We start from the raw sequence: 16,258 nt of genomic DNA, 5'->3' as shown, positions 1-16,258 counted from the left end.
CGGCGGCGTTTCTACAATTCTACCGCGTAACGCTGTTCTTCGGTCTCGATCTCGAAGCCTGCCGCCCGGTAGACGCGCAGCGCGTCTTCGTTGAGCGCTTCGACGTCCAGTTCCGCATCGGCGCAGCCGCGCGAGCGAATCTCGTGCAGCGCCCGGTTCAGCAGAGCCGAAGCGAGGCCGCGTCTGCGATGCTTGGAGAGCGTCAGCACTTCTTCGATCTCGCCTGTCTCGCCGTCCGATACCCAGTACATGAGGCTTGCGGCCGCGGTACCGTCTGCGTGAATCTGGAGCATCCGCCAGCCGCTGCGCGACGCCAGATCGGCCAGGCGATCGGCTCCGATCGGCGTTTCCGGCCAGATCTCCATATCCAGCGCGAGATAATCGTCGGCTTGTTCGCCGCTCAACGCGTCGAATTCGCGCCAGGCGTAACCGTCCGGCAGAGGGAAAGCCGATGCAGCTGCCTCATTTTCAACAGGTTCAACAGTTTCGACGTGTTCGACGGCGTCCAGCAAGTGCCGATCCGCGAACGTATGGCACATCCGGTACTGCCGCTTCAGCGGCGAGAACTCCGGACGCGCGGTGAAAAAGCCGGTATTGGCCGCTTCTTCCGCATAGTTGCCGAAGCCCAGCAGCGTGCCGTGCGTATCGGGAAGAAGAGCTTTGAGCTCCAGCGCACGGGCATGAAGAACGTCGTACATCGCGCCGAGCAGCTCCGTGTCGGTTTCGCGTTCGGGCAGCATTTTTAAATTGAAAAAGATACGGTGTTGGCTCGACGGTTTCGCCGTAGGCGGCATCGTGCTGAACACGTCCACCTGGCCTTTGGCGATCATCTTGCCGTCTTCAAACGCGCAGTAGACGTTCGTCCAGTTGTCCGGTTCGCCGACCCACCAGAAGGTGACGCGCCGGCCTTCGGCCGCTTGATTGTAGAAGACACCGAGTGCCGGGAAGTCGCTTTCTTCAAAAGGTCGGATCGAATATACGGAAGTATGGGGTTGCATAGGCATTACGTCCTCCTTGGGAATATCGGAATTTGCAGAATGATGGGGCATAAAAATAAAATCCTCCTTTCCGGCGGGCAGCCCGCCTGCTTCCAGTATGCTTCAGCATCGCGGAGAGAAATGAACCGTTCTTGCGGAGATGCGGTCAGGCGCAGACAAACAAAAAGGCCGCACGCCCAAATGTCGAAGCTGACGCCTGCGGCATTTTTTGTTAGGATGGAAACCGTAAGGGAGCCCGGCATGCAGCGGGACAGCAACGGAAAAGAGAACCGGATATGAACAAGAGATCGCAGCGCCGCGAACCCGGCGAACTGAATAAGAAGCCGGATCACCTACCGGAGTACCGGCCGGACAACCGGCCGCCTGAAGAGGCGGTTTCCGGGCAGCCGGGCGACCCGGATCGTTCGGGCGGCCCGACACTGGCCGGCGTGCCTGCATCGTCCGGGCAGCCGGCGCCCGGGTCTGCGGCGCCCGAGCCGCCCGTTTCGCCTAGCCCGCCCGCGTCTCCGCCAAGCCGCGAGAACTTCGGCCGGCCCGAGACGCTGGGCACGATCGAACGGGTACTGGACGAAGTGGAGCGCCGGCTGACGGACAAGGTTGTTCTCGACGAGCTGGCCGAGCACGCCTATCTGTCGAAGTTCCATCTGCACCGGCTGATGCGGGCGGCGACCGGCCTGCCGCTGATGGAATACATCCGCGCCCGCAAGCTGTCGGCCAGCGCGCACGCCCTGCTGGATACGGGAAGTTCGGGCACGGTGCTCGGTACGGCGCTTGCGTTCGGCTTCGAGCACGAGCAGTCGTATATCCGCGCGTTCAAGCGGCAGTTCGGCGTGACGCCGGCGCAGTTTCGCCGGGGCACCGCACAGATCCGGCTGGTTGAGCGCTACGACACGTCGGCGCTCAAGGAAATCCGCCGCGGCGTCGTGTTCGAGCCGACGTTCGTGATCAAGCCGCGCAGTTTGTACGCCGGACGCCGGGCCACCATTCCGCTCGCCGAAAATTTCGAACGCCATACGGCGAACGCGCAGGGAGTGTCTTTTTTCTATGGAGAGCATGCCCAAATTCCGCGCAAGCTGAAGCCGAGCGTGTATATCGGGCTGACGCTGTATCCGCCGGAGTACGGAGCGGAAGCGACGGATTACCTGACCTCGGCCGAAGTGTCTTCGCTGGAAGGGCTGGAAGCGCAGTGGGACACGGCGGAACTTCCGGCCGGCAAGTACGCGGTGTTCACCTATATCGGACGCTTCCACCCGGAACATCTGACGATTCATGAACTTAACGATATCTGGAACTACATGGACGAATGGCTGCTCAGATCGCCGTACGAGCAGGCGCACGGCCACCATTTCGAATATATCGATGCCGCGTTGGCGCGGGAAGATTACTGCGAAGCGGATTTGTACATCCCGATCCGGGATCTGCGAACGTAAGCGATAGCGCCGCGCACCCTGCCGGTCTTCGGCGGTCCGTACGCTTGAGCCTGCTTTGGCGGAGCGGCTTCGCCGGCCTTCTCATCAATTTCTAATGTGCCGAACCGAAACCTCACCCATTCGCGCGGAGTATGTAACGCAAACAGACGCGGAAGTCCCGGCGAAGTGCCTCGCGCACGCGCGGTCCGGAGACGTTCGCGCTACGAGGAGAGTGCATGTTCCATGAAGAAGATCATTTTGGCTCTGACCCTGTTCGCCCTTTCGCTCGCCGGCTGCTCGGCTGTCGAGGAAGTGAACCGTTCCGTCGGCTACACGAGCGACGCGGTGTCTTATATCAACGACGCTTCGCAGTGGGCGGAGCAGCTGCCGCAGCTGGCGCAGGACGCGGCGAACGATCCGCAGGCGCAGGAGAAGCTGTCGCAGGAGCTGGATCGGGTGCAGCAGAGCATCGCCGATTTCGGCCAGGTGGAAGTGCCGGGATTCGCCCAGGGGCTGCACAGCCAGCTGACCGGCTACAACGAAAGCCTGAACGCCCAGGTCGACCAGCTTCAGCAGCGAATCGAAGCGGGCGAATTCACGCCGGAGCTGCTCCAGAACTCCGAAGTGATGCAGTCGATCCAGAACATCCGCGGACTGATGGACCAGTTCCAGCAGTTGGGGCAGTAAAGCCGGCGAGGCTGCGCAAGCGCAGAGACAGCATCCGCAAAGGTCGTTCCGCAATAAGCGGGACGGCCTTTTTTACGTGCAAAAAAGGAACCTTTTTCTCCAAAAAATGCCTTATTCAGAAAAACCCAAACTTTTTTGAACGGTTTTCTTGAAAACCTCTGTACCGTTCATGAATTTTCGGTATAATCTTTCATGAGAAGCGGCCGCTCCGGAGATCTCCGAGTCGGCCGCTTCGGCATACGGAAGCTATGAACCGTTCATTCGGCAGTATCTGCTGCGTTGAATATAAACCGTTTTCGGCCAAAAGGCGTGATAACCCCGGTGTCTACAAAAACCGAAGGAGGACTGAATACCGTTTGAAAAAGCTCGTCTGGATGGGCAGTCTGTTCTATCTGCTCATGGGATTTATCAAAGTTACCGTCGCTTCGATCATTACCGTGCTGCTGCCGCTGTACGACCGCGTCTATACGGACGCGGGCGCGCTGATCTTTATCGAGTTCGGCGCCTCGATCTTCGGCATGCTGATCCAGCCGTGGCTGGCGAACCGCATGTCCAAAAAGACGATGCTGCATATCGGCGCGTGGGGCGTGGCGGCTTCGTATCTGCTGATCGCGTTCCTGCCGCCGTGGCCGCTGCTGCTGGCCGGGTTCGCGCTCGCCGGATTCCTCGGCGGCATTATCGAATCGGTCATCGCCGCCGTCATTCTCGACGGCCTGCAGTCCAACGCCGCGATCGCCATGAGCCGGCTCGAAGTCGCGTTCGGCGTCGGCTCGCTGATTCTGCCGCTCACGATCGGCATGCTGATCGTAAGCGGGCTGTGGAACTACGCCCTGTTCGGCATCGCCGCCTACTGCGTGTTCCTGTCGCTGTTCGTACGCTTTACCCGCTTCGGCGACGCGGAGCCGCTGTTCGTTCCGGCGCACCGGGCCGAAGTGCCAAGCGCCGTTCCGGCGGGCGCCGCTTCGTCGGGCCCGGTCGGGGCGGTCGTGGCCGCCGCCGCGACGCATCACCCTTCGGCCGGCAAGAAGCGCCTGCTGCGCACGTCCGGCGCGCTCATGCTGCCGGCGTTTATCCTGCTGTTCTTTTTCTACGGCGCGACGGATATCGGCCTGGTCAACTACCTGCCTTCGCTGATGCTGGAGACCGGCATGGCCGATGCCGCTACCGCCCCGATCAGCGTTACCGTGTTCTGGGCCGCGATGATCGCGGGACGGATGTTCGCGGGCTACGAAGCCGAGAAACTGGGCTACCGCAAATACCTGTTCATCCACTGGGGCGGCATGATCGTGCTGCTGTCGCTGTTCGCGCTTAACCGCAGCGCCGCGGTCGGCTACGTCCTGATCGTGCTGCTCGGCCTGACGCTGTCCGGCCTGTACGTCGTCACGCTCGTCTATGCCAAGACGCTGATGCCGCGCAACGTGGCGCGCAACACCAGCATCCTGATGGCGGGCTGCGCCGTCGGCGGCGGATTGTTCTCCGTCACGGCGGGCCGCATGCTCGACGCGCTGCCGCCTTCCTACGTGCAGTGGACGATGGCCGGCATCGCGCTGCTGAGTCTGCTCACTTACGTCGTTTACGCCAAGGAACAGCGTTCGGAGCGGGCGTCGGACATGGTACGGGCTTAAAAGTTAAATAAAATTTGGGATATTTCGCTCTTTCCGTAGGCGCCGACTCCGCGCTCCGGTACAATAGGGAAATGATTCAAAGGCAAACGGGCGTGTTAAGCATACAACAATTGCATCGGTGGAAAATTTTCCCGGTCCGTACCTACAAAATTCTGGGCGATAGCGGAGGTCGACATGGAAACGGAAGCTCTCAAAAACGTAGAATTACTGGCACTCAAAAAGCACAAGATTTTCAAGCAAAGCATCATCCGCTACATGCTGCGTTCCATTCTGGCCAGCATGTTTATCGGTTTCGGCGTCATCGTGGCTTTCCGCGCGGGCAGCTTTTTCTACCTGGTGGAGTCGCCGATGGCCTATCCGATGGCGGCGATCACGTTCGGCGCGGCGATCATCCTGATCTCTTACGGCGGCGGCGACCTGTTCACGGGCAACACGTTCTATTACACGTACGCGGCGCTGCGCAAAAAAATGCGCTGGCCGGAAGTGTTCAAGCTGTGGATCACGAGCTATGGCGGCAACATGATCGGAGCGGCGCTGTTCGCGGGATTTATTTTCCTGACCGGCCTGTTCGCTTCCCCGGACATCAACGCCTTCCTGCTCAACGTGGTCCAGCATAAGATGGAAGCGCCGACGGGCCAACTGTTTTTCCGGGCGATTTTGTGTAACTGGCTCGTCTGTATGGCGTTTTTCGTTCCGATGTTCATGAAGGAAAACGGAGCCAAAATGTTCGCCATGATGTTATTCGTATTCTGCTTCTTCATCTCGGGCTACGAGCACAGTATCGCCAATATGTGCACGTTCGCGATCGCGCTCGTCGTCGAGCATCCGGCCGAGATCTCCATGGCGGGCGTCGTGCACAATCTGGTGCCGGTCACGCTCGGCAATCTGGTCGGCGGCGCAGGACTGATGGGCTTCATGTACTATTTCGTCAACAAGCCTTTTCTGAACGAAGAAGACGCGGGCAAGCCCTGATCCGGCGGCAAAAGAAAACCGAATACCCAGCAGCAAGACAGGCGGACCGTGCTGACCGGTTCGTCTTTTTGTTATGCCTGGTATACACTCTAACGTAACGAACCGGAAAGGAAACGATAACGATGAGCGTAAAACGCCGGCTCTACCTTTCGAATATTTTGATGCTCGTGCTGCCGATCGTGTTGGTGATCGCGACGAGCGCCTGCCTGCTGCTCATCTATCAGGGAGTGACGGGCGTGCGCGGGAAGCCGCAGCCTCCGATGAACAACGGGGAGACGATTCCGGCGCGTCTCGACCTGGCGCGGCAGCTGTCCGCCGACCTGACCGAAGCGGAAGGAGACGCGAGCCGGTTCTCGCGGCTGGACGACTTCAACGGCGAATACGCGGAGTCCGGCCTTCGGGCTTTTTGGTACCAAGGGAATCGCCGGATCTATCCCGCGCAGCTCCCGGCGCCGGTGCCGGACGGGATTGATATGCCGGGCGAAGGCTCGTCCGCCCTGCTGACCGAGAGCTACGCGATCTACCGGGTTCCGGCCGGAGCAGGGATGCTGGCCCTGATCGATACCGAGTCGAAGCTCGATCCGGGCGGGCGTTCGCGGCAGCAGCTCTACACGGGCCTGTTCCTGCTGGCGGTCTTGATCCTGATCGTCGTCGCGACGAACCGCCTGCTGACCCGATTCGTGTTCCGCAGCATCGTGAATCCGATCGAGATGCTCGCCGAAGGCGTCCACCAGCTGCGCGACGGCAATCTCACTTACCGGATTCGTTACGTCAAGCAGGACGAGTTCGCCGAAGTGTGCCGCGATTTCAACCGAATGGCGGAGCAGCTGTCCGACATGGTGGAAGAGCGCAGCCGCAACGAGCGCAGCCGCCGCGAACTGATCGCGGGCATCTCGCACGATCTGCGCACCCCGCTGACTTCGATCAAGGCTTATCTGGAAGGATTGGAAAAAGGGGTGGCGTCCACGCCCCGGATGCAGGCCAAATATTTCGCCACGATCAAAAGCAAAGTGGAACATCTGGAGCATGTCATCAGCCAGCTGTTTCTTTTTTCCAAGCTGGATGTCGGCGAATTTCCGCTGTATCTGGAACGCGTCGAACTGGGCGCCGAGCTGAAGCGGATGTCGGAAGCTTTTGCCGCCGAATACAAGCCCAAAGGTCTCGACCTGCGGCTCGAAGGAACGCTGCCGACCGCGATCGCGGTCGTCGATCCGGTCCAGTTCCGCAACGTGATCCAGAACGTGCTGGAGAACAGTCTCCGGTATACGGACCAAGACCGGGCGGAAGTCGTGCTCGAAGCAAGCGAGACAGACCGGACGGTCGAGATTCTGCTTGCGGATAACGGGCCGGGAGTCCGGGAAGACGAGCTGGCGCGGCTGTTCGACGTCTTCTACCGAAGCGACGACTCGCGCAAGCGGACAGAGCTTGGCAGCGGACTGGGCCTGGCGATTTCGTCCAAAGTGATCGAGAGGCTCGGCGGCCGCATTACGGCGGAACTCGTTCCTTCGGGCGGCCTGGGCATCCGGATCGTCCTGCCCACAGCCAAATCGACGGAGGGCCTGCCCTCCAAAGGAGCCGAATATGAAAAAGATACTGATTATTGAAGACGATCTGTCGATCGCCGAGATCGAACGGGATTTTCTGGAGATCGAAGGGTTTGCCGCGGATATCGCTTCCGACGGGATCGAAGGGCTGCGCCTGGCGCGCACGGGCGGCTACGACATGATCCTGCTGGACCTGATGCTGCCGGGCATGAACGGATACGAACTGTGCCGGGCCGTGCGGGAAAAGACGGACATTCCGATCCTGATGGTGACGGCGCGGGCCGAAGTGGCGGACAAAGTGCGCGGCCTGGGCCTTGGGGCGGACGATTATATCGCCAAGCCGTTTTCGCCGACGGAACTGATCGCCCGGGTCAAATCGAATCTCGCCCAGTACGGGCGGCTGACGCGAAGCAGCGAATCCGGCGGCGACCGGGAAGTGGAAGCGGGACCGATCCGTATCAACCCGCGGTCTCGCCGGGCGTTCGTGCGGGAAGCCGAAACGGAATTCAAGAACAAGGAGTTCGAACTGCTGCTGCTGCTCGTATCGAATCCGTACATCGTGTTCAGCAAAGAGCAAATTTACGAGCAGATCTGGGGCATGGACGCGATCGGCGATCTGAAGACGGTCGCGGTACATATCAACCGGCTGCGCGAGAAAGTCGAGACTGATCCGCAGAACCCCGATTATATCCAGACCGTCTGGGGCGCGGGCTACCGATTCCGGCTGTAGCGCTGCTGCGCATTGTTTACCCCCGGTTTACCTTTTGTTTACCTGCGGGTTCCTTGCCGTTTACCTCTTCTTGTTAAGCTGAACGCAGAAGCTTTTAGCAGGAAAGGGGAGGAAGACCGTTGTCGAAGTTGAAGTTGACGGATATCAGGAAATCGTATCACAGCGGCGAGGTCGTCCATGCTTTAAAAGGGGTGTCGCTGGAGTTCAGGGAGAGCGAGTTCGTCTCGATTCTCGGCCCGTCGGGCTGCGGCAAAACGACGCTGCTCAATATCGTGGGAGGTCTGGACCGGTATGACGAAGGGGATCTGATGCTGGGCGGAAAATCGACCAAGCATTTCAAAGACAAAGACTGGGACGCGTACCGCAACCGTTCGATCGGGTTCGTGTTCCAGAACTATAACCTGATCGGCCATCAGACCATTTTGCAGAATGTCGAGATTGCCATGACGCTGTCGGGGATCTCCGTGAACGAACGCCGGGCCAAAGCCAAGTCGGCGCTGCAATCGGTCGGACTCGGCGATAAGCTGAACAAGCGGCCGAACCAGCTGTCCGGCGGACAGATGCAGCGGGTGGCGATCGCCCGGGCGATCGTGACCGATCCCGACATCATTTTGGCCGACGAGCCGACCGGAGCGCTCGACAGCCAGACGAGCTTGCAGGTCATGGAGATCCTCAAAGACATTTCCAAGACGAAGCTTGTCATCATGGTGACGCATAACGCCGATCTGGCCGAAGAATACAGCAGCCGGATCATCCATCTGCGCGACGGCGAAGTGCTGTCGGACAGCCGCCCGATTCTGCAGGATGCGCAGGAAGCGGAACATGCCGAACGTCCGTCTTCGAAGCCGCAGTCCGCGGGCGCCAGATTGGACGTAGGCAAAACGTCCATGTCGCCCGCGACGGCCGCCGCGCTGTCGTTCCGCAATCTGCTCACCAAAAAAGGACGCACGCTTATTACCGCGTTCGCCGGCAGCATCGGCATTATCGGCGTCGCGCTCGTGCTGGCGCTGTCGAACGGCTTGTCCAATTACATCGGGAACCTGCAGGCGGAGACGCTGTCCGGCTTACCGCTGACCGTGTCGGAGAACGCGCAGCAGGTGCAGGCGCCTTCCGGACCGCCGGATGCCCTGACGGGCGGAAGCGGCGGCGGAGCCGGCGAATTCCCGACCGGCGACGTCCTGAACGTGACCGAAGATCCCGCGGAAGCGGAGCAGCATGTGAACGTGCTGACGCCGGCCTATTTCGACTATGTGGACAAGCTGCCGGTCGAACTGCCGGATGCCGTCAATGCGATCTCGTATGCCAACGGTATCGAGATGAACGTGCTGGCCAAAGGCGGAGACGACGTCGTCAAATTCGGCACTTCGGAGACGGCCGCCGGAGGAGGAGCCGCCCTGCCTCCGGGCATGGGCAGCGCCGCGCCGAGCTATTGGTCCGAACTGCCGGGCGACGAAGACTACGTACGGTCGATGTACGACCTGATCGGCGAAGGCAGCCGGTATCCTTCCGGCGCCGGCGAAGTGGCGATCGTCGTCAATTCGTATAACGAAGTCGACAAAGCCTTTTTGGACAAGCTCGGCCTGAACGGCGCGGACGGCGAGCGGAAGCTGACCGATTTTATCGGCCGGCCGCTGCTCAAAGCCGTTCCGAACGACGCCTATTACGCCGAAAGCGCCGGCGGGCTGTTCGCTCCGGCCGGGGCGGACCGCTACGCCGACTTGTATAGCGGCAGCGAAGGCACGACCCTGACGGTCGCCGGCATCCTGCGGCTCAAAGACACCGGCTCTTCGTCGAGCGGCTTCCTGACGCCGGGCCTGGTCTATACGCCGGAGCTGACGCAGGCCGTCACCGACGACGCTTCCGGCTCGGCGATTGCCGCGGCGCAGCGGTCTTCGGACCGCGACGTGGTCTCCGGCGCTCCGTTTGCCGAAGAGACGCTCAAGGAAGCGCGCCTGCAGGCGCTGGGCGCGAAGACCGAACCGACGAGCCTCAACATCTACCCGACAGACTTCGCGGGCAAGGAAGAAGTCAAAGCTTATCTGGATGCCTATAACGAAGGCAAACCGGAGGCGGAGCGGATCTTGTATACCGATCTGTCCGACGTCATCGGCTCGGTCGTGCAGACGATGATCGATACGGTCTCGTACGTCCTGACAGGCTTCGCCGCGATCTCGCTCGTCGTGTCCACGATCATGATCGGGATCATCACGTACGTGTCCGTGCTGGAGCGGACCAAAGAGATCGGTATTCTGCGCAGTATCGGCGCGCGCAAAAAAGACATTTCCCGCCTGTTCAACGCCGAGACGCTGATCGTCGGATTCACGGCGGGCGCTCTCGGGATCGGGATCGCGTATCTGCTGACGCTTGCGATCAACGCCGTGCTGAATAACGTGCTCGACCTGCGCAATCTGGCCGAGCTGTCGCCGATCCAGGCGCTGATCCTCGTGCTGGGCAGCATGCTGCTGACGCTGGTCGCCGGCTTGATTCCGGCCCGGGCGGCCACGCAAAAAGATCCGGTGACCGCGCTGCGCTCGGAATGAGTACGCTCCGATAAACGGGGCCGGGGCGATAAGCCTTATGTACCCAGAGATCGACCTTATATACGGAGATCGAACAGCAAAAAAGGCGAACCGATAAGTATCGGTTCGCCTTTTTGGGCTGTGCGGAGGAGCGGCATACGCCGGAAGCGAAGATCCGCTTCAAGCGTTATTTCAGGCTGCCGCCGCCTTTTTCTGTCAGGTTCTTGATGAATTGCAGCGCTTCGGCCCGCGTCAGCGTGCCGCTGCCTTTGAACGAAGCGACCGTTTTTTGCGTTTTGCTGCTGCCGCTGGCGATGCCGGAAGAGAGCACGTAACGGATTGCGTCGCTGCCGGTACGCTCCACGCCGTTGGCGGAAGAGAGCAGTTCGGCGACTTGAACGCGTGTCAGCTTCTGGGCGCGCGCCGTTTTGGACGCGTAGCCTTTGAGCGGCAGGTTCAGCTGCTTGGCGCGCACGTAATACGTATTCGACCATGTACCGGAGACGGCGTTTTTCACCTGCGGTTCAAAAGCGCGGATCAGCATGGCCAGGAATTCGGATTCGGTCACCGTGCTGCCGGGTTTGAACTGTCCGTCGGCATAGCCTTTGACCAGGCCGCGTTCAAAGCCCCAAATAATCGTCTCGCGGCCCCAGAACGTAGGCTTGATGTCCGGGAAAGGAAGTACAACCGTAGTTGGGACCGGTTCGGAGACGGTCGGCGCGGGCACGGTCGGTGCCGGCGTTACTGCGACCGGCGTCGTCGGAGTCACGGCCGGTTTGGCCGGTACGACGACGGCAGGTGCTGCGGGAGCTGGAGCAGCCGGAGCGGGAGCCGCAGGGGCCGGAGCGGCTCCGCCGCCACCGCCGCCGCCAAATCCACCGCCACCGCCGCCGCCACCGCCGGAAGGAATCTGCGCGCTGCCGCCGGAAGGCGCAGGCGTAGGCACGACCGGCAGATTCACGACGTCCGGAGCTGTCTGCGTCGGAGTTGGCGTAACAACCGGCGGCGTAACAACCGGGCTGCCGGCATTGTTCGAAGCGGCCAGCGTACGGCCGTTCACTTTGACGCCCGCCGATTCGTTACCGGCGGTGTCGACCGTCGTGAGGCGGAATTGGTAATCCGTATCGGCCGTCAGGTTCGAAGCTGTATAGACGTTCTGCGTTACCGTCGTGAACGAAGTGTCGGTGCCGCCGTAGACGCGGACTTCCTTGAAGTCGGAATCGGCCGGAGCGTTCCAGCCGAGCGTCAGGCTGTCAACCTTAGCCTGGGTCACGGCCGCGCCGTTCACTTCGCCCGGTGCGGCGAGATCCTGCTTCGACTTGAATGTCACGAAGCCTTCGCCGTACAGATTGTCGCGTCCCGGCGTTCCCAGATCAACGGCGTAGCTTTTGAGCAGCGTGCGCAGGGTAGAGGCGGAAGCGGACGGATTTTTCTCCTTGAGCAGAGCGAGTTCGCCCGCGATATGCGGAGCGGCCTGGGACGTGCCGTCCATGCCCGCGTACGAAGGATTGCCGTTGCTGTTGGGCAGGTTGCTCGGGTACGTCGATACGATCGACACGCCCGGAGCGGAGAAGTCCACTTTCGGACCGGCGGAGGAGAAGACCGCATGCTGACGGTTCTCGTCGACCGCGGCTACCGAGATGACGCTTGCGTATTTCGCCGGATAATTGACCGTGTCGGTGTTCACGTTGTTGACCGTTCCGCTGTTGCCGGCGGAAGCGACGACGATAATGCCCTGTTCGTACGCTTTGTCGACCATGTCGTGCAGCGCCTGGGAATCGTCTTCGCTGCCGAGCGACAGATTGATGATATCCATCTTGTTCTGGATCGCCCAGTCCAGACCTTCCAGCACGTCCTGCAGCGATCCTTTGCCGTTGGCACCGAGCGATTTGATGCCGTAGAGCGAGACGTTCGGCGCGACGCCGGTCACCTGCGCGCTGCCGGTGTCGGCGGCGATGATGCCGGCGACGTGGGTGCCGTGACCGTTATCGTCCGCGAAATTGCTCGTCATGTCCGGACCTACCGTGGACACGCCGCCCGCGATTTTCAGTTCGGGGTGAGCCGAGATGCCGGAATCGATAACCGCGACTTTGACGCCCTGGCCGGTAAAGCCCTGGTTCCACATCGTGTCGGGCGCGACTTCCTGGAAGTTCCATCTGCTCTTCTCCGCGGTATTCGGTTTGGGCGTCGAGCTGTAGCCTTCGACGTCCGCGTCCGTAATGCCGAACGAGATGTTGCGTTCGACGTAAGCGATATCGGGGTTGTTGACGAGGTCGCGCAGTTCGGTCGGGCTGACCGCAGCCGATACGGCCGGCACCGTCTCGAATTCGTGCCGGACTTCCGTCGTTTGTTGAAGCGCGGCTTCTTTGCCTTCTTCGTTTTTGTAGACGATTACGACTTCCTGGTCCGCACCTTCGGCCGTCGCGAAATTCGCGGGCCCGGCCTGGGCGAGCAGGGGCAGAACGAGCAGGGAAGACAGGGCGACGGACAAATGCTTTTTATTCATGAATGGATTTCCTCCCGTAGTCTTGGATGCGGACGCTGTGACAGTGTTAATTACTTTTATGTATCGGCGTAGGGAAACAAGGAATTAAGAGAACATTCTGATTTTGCGCAAAAATATTTTGGGAAATGTAAATAAAGGGAGTCCGCCGGATTTTATGCGTTTGCACAAGATATTTATAGAAACAAGTTGACTGAAAGCGCTTTTAACCTTAATGTAGAATCACATATGATCAAAAGTTAATCAATACATCACAGTAAAGAGTACATACTCTAGCAGAGCAAAGGAGAACGACCATGAGCGGACCAAACATCGCCTGGGGCATCGCGCCTATCGGCTGGCGCAACGATGACATGCCGGAGATCGGGGCGGGCAACACGCTTCAGCATCTGCTGAGCGATATTGTCGTCGCCGGCTTCGAAGGAACGGAAGTCGGCGGCTTTTTCCCGGAAGCTTCCGTATTGAACAAGGAATTGGAACTGCGCCGTCTACGGATCGCGGGCCAATGGTTCAGCAGCTATCTGATCCGCGACGGCCTGCCGGGCGTAATCGATTCGTTTCGTACCCAGTGCGAGTATCTGCGGCAGGTGAAGGCCGACGTCATCGTCGTGTCCGAGCAGACGCGAAGCATTCAGGGCACCGACCGCGACGTGTTTGCGGAGAAGCCTTATTTTGACGACGCCGAATGGGACGCGCTGTGCCGGGGACTGAACGAGCTGGGCGCAGCCGCCGCGGAGTACGGGCTGCGCCTCGTCTACCATCACCATATGGGTACGGGCGTGCAGACGGCGGAAGAGATCGACCGGCTCATGGACGGCACCGACGCTTCCAGAGTGTCGCTGCTGTACGATACCGGCCATATTTTCGTATCGGACGGCGGCTGCCTGCCGCTGCTGCGCAAGCATATCGGCCGGATCGGCCACGTGCACTTCAAGGACGCGCGCCGGACGGTGCTCGACGACTGCCGCCGGGATGGCCGGTCGTTTATGCAGTCGTTCCTGAGCGGCATGTTTACCGTGCCCGGCGACGGCTGCATCGACTTCAGGGACGTGTACGCCGAGCTGATCGGGAGCGGATACCGCGGCTGGATCGTGATCGAAGCGGAGCAGGACCCCGACGTGGCGCATCCGCTGGAATACGCGCTGATCGCGCGGCGCTATATCGACGAACATCTGCTGGGCGGAGCACAGACGAATACGAGGAGGACACAGGCATGACATTGAACATCGGGGTGATCGGCACGGGAGCGATCGGCAAAGACCACATTCGGCGCATCTCTTCCAACTTGTCCGGCGCGCGGATCACGGCCGTCACGGACGTCAATCAGGAAGCGGCGCAGGTCGTCGTGGAGCAGTACGGCTTGGACGCGGTCGTCTATCCGGACGACAAGGCGCTGCTGGCGCAGGCGGACGTCGGCGCGGTGCTGGTCACCAGTTGGGGACCGGCGCACGAGCAGAGCGTGCTCGCCGCGATCGAAGCGGGCAAATACGTCTTCTGCGAGAAGCCGCTGGCCACGACGGCCGAAGGCTGCCGCCGGATCGTCGACGCGGAGATCCGCCACGGCAAGCGGCTCGTGCAGGTCGGCTTCATGCGCCGTTACGACAGCGGCTACGTGCAACTCAAGCAGGCGATCGACGAGCGCCTGATCGGCGAGCCGCTGATGATTCGCTGCGCCCACCGCAATCCGGAATCCGGTCCGAACTACACGTCGGACATGGCGATCACCGATACGCTTATTCACGAGATCGACGTGCTGCGCTGGCTGATCGACGACGATTACAAGTCCGTGCAGGTGACGTATCCGCGCAAGACGCGGCACGCGCTCAGCCATATGCGCGATCCGCAGGTCGTCATGATCGAGACGCGGGGCGGCGTGCTGATCACGGCCGAGATCTTCGTCAACTGCCGCTACGGCTACGATATCCAGTGCGAAGTGATCGGGGAAGACGGCATCGCGAAGCTGCCCGAACCGTCTTCGATTTCGCTGCGCAAAGAAGGGATGTACGGCACGCGCATCCTGATGGACTGGAAAGACCGCTTTATCGAAGCGTACGACCGCGAGATCCAGGACTTTATCGATTCCGTCAAGCGGGGCGACGTGCAGGGGCCGACCGCGTGGGACGGCTACGTGGCGGCGGTCACGGCGGACGCCTGCGTCAAAGCGCAGGAAAGCGGAGAGTGGGAAGACATCTCGCTGGACGAAAAGCCGGATCTGTACGAGAGCCGTACGCTCAGCGAGGCTTGATCCGATCGCCGCGAAGGGAAGTGTGTTCGACGCGGCTTGATCTTCTTGTCGACGAACTTGCGACGCAAAAAGGCCGGTTTCCTGTTCGATCAGGAAACCGGCCTTTTCGTGTGTCATTCGATTTTTCGCCCGCCTTTAAGACGGCTGTTCAAGCCCGCCGCAGCGCAATGCCGTGGCTGCGGCACGCTTCGGCGTACTCGTCCGGCAGGCCTTCGGACGTGACGAGTACGTCGAGATCCGAGAACGCGGCGTAGGTCAGCAGCGTCGAGCGGCCGAATTTGCTCGGATCGGCCAGCAGGATGCGCTGCTGGGCGCGGCTTGCGATCGACTTTTTGATCTCGTGTTCCAGCAGGTCGGAATTGGTCAGGCCGTGGGCGAGACTGACGCCGGTCGCGGACAGGAACGCTTTGTTCACGTTGTATTTGGCGAGCGTCCGCGCGTCGTCCACGCCGACGAACGAGCGGGTCTTGCGCTTGTACGTGCTGCCGAGCACGAGCAAATCGACGTTCGGCATGCCGGAGGCTCCGTTGATGACGTCGAGGCTGTTCGTCAGGATGGTGAGCGGCTTGTCCGGATCGAGAAATTCGATCATCGTGCACGTCGTCGTGCCCGAGTCGATAAAGATCAGGTCGTGATCTTCGACGTAGGTGGCGGCAAGTCGTCCGATGTCCGCTTTCTGGTCGCGGTATTCGACGTTGCGGTTCTCGAACGGAATCAGTTCCGTGACCGATACGACGCCGCCGTACACTTTTTCGATCGAGCCGCTTTGCAGAATTTGGTTGATGTCGCGCCGAATCGTGTTTTTGGACACGTCGAAGATCAGGCACAGTTCGTCCAGCGTCACGTTTTTACGGGTATGGATATAGTGTTCGATTTCCTGAAGCCGTCGAACTTTCATAGGCATTCTCCTGTTGGGTTGATACGCCGAATTATAAATAATGTCCAAAACATAATCAATAGTTAATTAAAAAAGGTCCAAACGTTGTCTTTTCACAGGGAGGAGAGGTCTATAGATTTGTGTTGGAA

Annotated in this window: 12 protein-coding genes; 9 read left to right on the top strand and 3 right to left on the bottom strand. The window is 60.4% G+C overall.

The features are described from left to right. Positions 1-11: 11 nt before the first annotated feature. The gene (locus FFV09_RS05870) at positions 12-1,004 is read right to left on the bottom strand and encodes a GNAT family N-acetyltransferase (RefSeq protein WP_170314952.1); all 993 of its coding nucleotides are present in this window, start codon (positions 1,002-1,004) and stop codon (positions 12-14) included. A 269-nt stretch (positions 1,005-1,273) separates the two neighbouring features. Between FFV09_RS05870 and FFV09_RS05865 the strand changes: the two genes are divergently transcribed. The 7 genes from FFV09_RS05865 (at position 1,274) to FFV09_RS05835 (ending at position 10,505) form a co-directional block, all read left to right on the top strand. Further along, positions 1,274-2,428 (top strand): AraC family transcriptional regulator, encoded by a 1,155-nt coding sequence (locus FFV09_RS05865; RefSeq protein WP_141446927.1) that lies wholly within the window; start codon positions 1,274-1,276, stop codon positions 2,426-2,428. A gap of 222 nt (positions 2,429-2,650) precedes the next feature. Beyond that, the gene (locus FFV09_RS05860; protein ID WP_141446925.1) at positions 2,651-3,094 is read left to right on the top strand and encodes a DUF6376 family protein; all 444 of its coding nucleotides are present in this window, start codon (positions 2,651-2,653) and stop codon (positions 3,092-3,094) included. Between the two features lie 356 nt (positions 3,095-3,450). Next, positions 3,451-4,719: an MFS transporter gene (locus tag FFV09_RS05855; RefSeq protein ID WP_170314951.1), complete on the top strand. Its 1,269-nt coding sequence runs from the start codon at positions 3,451-3,453 to the stop codon at positions 4,717-4,719. 174 nt (positions 4,720-4,893) lie between these two features. Further along, entirely contained in the window at positions 4,894-5,691 is a 798-nt protein-coding gene (locus tag FFV09_RS05850; protein ID WP_141446921.1) for a formate/nitrite transporter family protein, read from the top strand. Between the two features lie 122 nt (positions 5,692-5,813). Further along, positions 5,814-7,295 (top strand): sensor histidine kinase, encoded by a 1,482-nt coding sequence (locus tag FFV09_RS05845; RefSeq protein ID WP_141446919.1) that lies wholly within the window; start codon positions 5,814-5,816, stop codon positions 7,293-7,295. After that, entirely contained in the window at positions 7,273-7,965 is a 693-nt protein-coding gene (locus FFV09_RS05840) for a response regulator transcription factor (RefSeq protein WP_141446917.1), read from the top strand. The genes FFV09_RS05845 and FFV09_RS05840 overlap by 23 nt, the downstream gene beginning before the upstream one ends. Before the next feature lie 119 nt (positions 7,966-8,084). After that, positions 8,085-10,505, top strand: a complete 2,421-nt coding sequence (locus tag FFV09_RS05835) for an ABC transporter ATP-binding protein/permease (protein ID WP_141446915.1) — start codon at positions 8,085-8,087, stop codon at positions 10,503-10,505. A gap of 166 nt (positions 10,506-10,671) precedes the next feature. On the opposite strand, the gene FFV09_RS05830 is transcribed toward FFV09_RS05835, so the two are convergent. After that, positions 10,672-12,990 (bottom strand): S8 family peptidase, encoded by a 2,319-nt coding sequence (locus FFV09_RS05830; protein WP_141446914.1) that lies wholly within the window; start codon positions 12,988-12,990, stop codon positions 10,672-10,674. Positions 12,991-13,283: 293 nt separating this feature from the next. Between FFV09_RS05830 and iolE the strand changes: the two genes are divergently transcribed. Further along, positions 13,284-14,204 (top strand): myo-inosose-2 dehydratase, encoded by a 921-nt coding sequence (iolE, locus tag FFV09_RS05825; RefSeq protein ID WP_141446912.1) that lies wholly within the window; start codon positions 13,284-13,286, stop codon positions 14,202-14,204. Further along, complete coding sequence (iolG, locus tag FFV09_RS05820; protein ID WP_141446910.1) at positions 14,201-15,232, top strand: bifunctional inositol 2-dehydrogenase/D-chiro-inositol 1-dehydrogenase; 1,032 nt, start codon at positions 14,201-14,203, stop codon at positions 15,230-15,232. The genes iolE and iolG overlap by 4 nt, the downstream gene beginning before the upstream one ends. Before the next feature lie 148 nt (positions 15,233-15,380). Here iolG and FFV09_RS05815 read toward each other — a convergent pair whose 3' ends face one another. Then, positions 15,381-16,130 carry a DeoR/GlpR family DNA-binding transcription regulator gene (locus FFV09_RS05815; protein ID WP_141446909.1) on the bottom strand — a complete coding sequence of 250 codons (750 nt, stop codon included), beginning with the start codon at positions 16,128-16,130 and terminating at the stop codon, positions 15,381-15,383. Positions 16,131-16,258: the final 128 nt, after the last annotated feature.

Source organism: Saccharibacillus brassicae (assembly GCF_006542275.1).
GTDB classification, from domain to species: domain Bacteria; phylum Bacillota; class Bacilli; order Paenibacillales; family Paenibacillaceae; genus Saccharibacillus; species Saccharibacillus brassicae.
The sequence above is the reverse complement of the archived record's forward strand: the minus strand, read 5'-3'. Positions and strand labels throughout refer to the sequence as shown.